The following is a 1,670-nucleotide window of genomic DNA, read 5'->3' as shown; positions in this document are numbered from 1 at the left end:
CCCCCTGTGTCAGGATTGTTGTCACCCCTAAATAATCATTATGTTTAAAGACAGGGTGCGGCAAAAGAGAACGATATGGCTCGGTATTCACCAGAACGTAAAGAGGCGATCCTTAAAAAATTATTACCTCCTCACAACTTAACGGTCGCAGAGGTCGCTCGGGAAGAAGGCATCGCGGTGCAAACCTTGTATCATTGGCGAGATATTGCCAGAAAAGAAGGTCGCCCCGTGCCAGGTAAAACATTAACAGCCGATGATTGGTCGGCTGAAGCAAAACTTGCCGTGATTATTGAAACAGCGCCGCTGTCGGAAGCGGAGATAAACCAGTATTGCCGTGAAAAGGGCTTGTTCCGCGAGCAAGTACAGCAGTGGAAACAGGATTGTTTAGCTGGTTTTCAAACCTCAGAAGTACAAACTAAAACCATTAAACAGCAGGCTAAGGCTGACAAAGCCGAAATCAAATCGCTGCAACGGGAATTGCGCTATAAGGAGAAAGCGCTGGCTGAAGCTGCTGCGTTACTGGTGCTCAGAAAAAAGCTCAATGCGCTCTGGGGGGACGACAGCGAGGAGAGCTAACCCCCTTGCCTGAGCGCATAGCATTGATTGCCTTAATCCAAGAGGCGTATACCCAGGGTGCTCGCCTTTATAAGGCTTGTGCTGAAACGGGCCTCAGTAAGCGTACCTATCGACGTTGGTATCGAGAAGGTCAAGTGCAAGCTGATTTAAGGCCAACAGCAGCTCGACCAGAGCCAGCAAATAAACTCGAAGAACATGAGCGACAACAGATATTAAGTGTGTGCAATCAAGCGGAGTACGCCAGCTTACCCCCGTCGCAAATTGTGCCAACATTATTAGATAACGGGATTTATATCGCCTCGGAATCCAGCTTCTACAGAGTGTTAAATGCTCATGGTCAACTTAACCATCGTGGCCGCACTCAGGCTGCGGTCAATCGAAGCAAACCGTTGAGTTATCGGGCAGATGGGCCGAATCAAGTGTGGTCATGGGACATCACTTATTTAGCCTCAATCGTCAAAGGCCAGTTCTACTATTTGTACCTGTTTGAAGATATTTACAGTAGAAAAATAGTGGGTTACGAAGTTCATGAGCAAGAAAGTGGGGAATATGCCGCTGCGCTAATCCAACGCTGTCTGTTACGCGAGCAATGCTTTAACACGCCATTAGTGCTGCATTCTGATAATGGGGCGCCGATGAAGTCACTGACCATGAAAGCCAAGCTGGAAGAGCTTGGTATTACGGCATCATTAAGTCGGCCGCGGGTGAGTAATGACAACCCCTTTTCAGAGTCGTTATTTAAAACGTTGAAATACCGCCCACAGTGGCCGGCATCAGGTTTTTGCTGCTTAGCAACAGCAAGAGAATGGGTGGAAAAGTTTGTAACCTGGTACAACGATGAGCATAAACACAGCCAGCTAAATTTTGTCTCACCAGGGCAACGTCATGCACTGCAAGATGGCGCTATTTTAGCGAAGCGCAAGAAAGTGCTTGAGGCGGCGAAGGAAAGAAAACCGATGCGTTGGTCTACAGAGATCAGAAATTGTGAAGCGGTTGGCGCTGTAACACTCAACCCAGATAAGGCACCAGAAGAAGGCGTAATAAATGCAGCTTAATATTTAAACAAAGAGTGACAACTATCTTGAAAAACACCG

The 1,670-nt window shown here is 47.5% G+C and carries 1 protein-coding gene; it reads left to right on the top strand.

The window, feature by feature from the left end; translation table 11 throughout:
• Positions 1 to 75 precede the first annotated feature (75 nt).
• Positions 76 to 1,631 (top strand): IS3-like element ISSpu6 family transposase gene (locus K5Q99_RS21710; RefSeq protein WP_220778109.1). Its coding sequence is split into 2 segments (ribosomal slippage): positions 76 to 538 and positions 538 to 1,631, totalling 1,557 coding nucleotides; the frame shifts between segments, so codons are not numbered across the junction.
• The last annotated feature ends 39 nt before the right edge of the window (positions 1,632 to 1,670 follow it).

This window comes from Shewanella hafniensis (assembly GCF_019655335.1).
Classification (GTDB): Bacteria; Pseudomonadota; Gammaproteobacteria; order Enterobacterales; family Shewanellaceae; genus Shewanella; species Shewanella hafniensis.
This window is presented reverse-complemented; position numbering and strand designations above follow the sequence as displayed.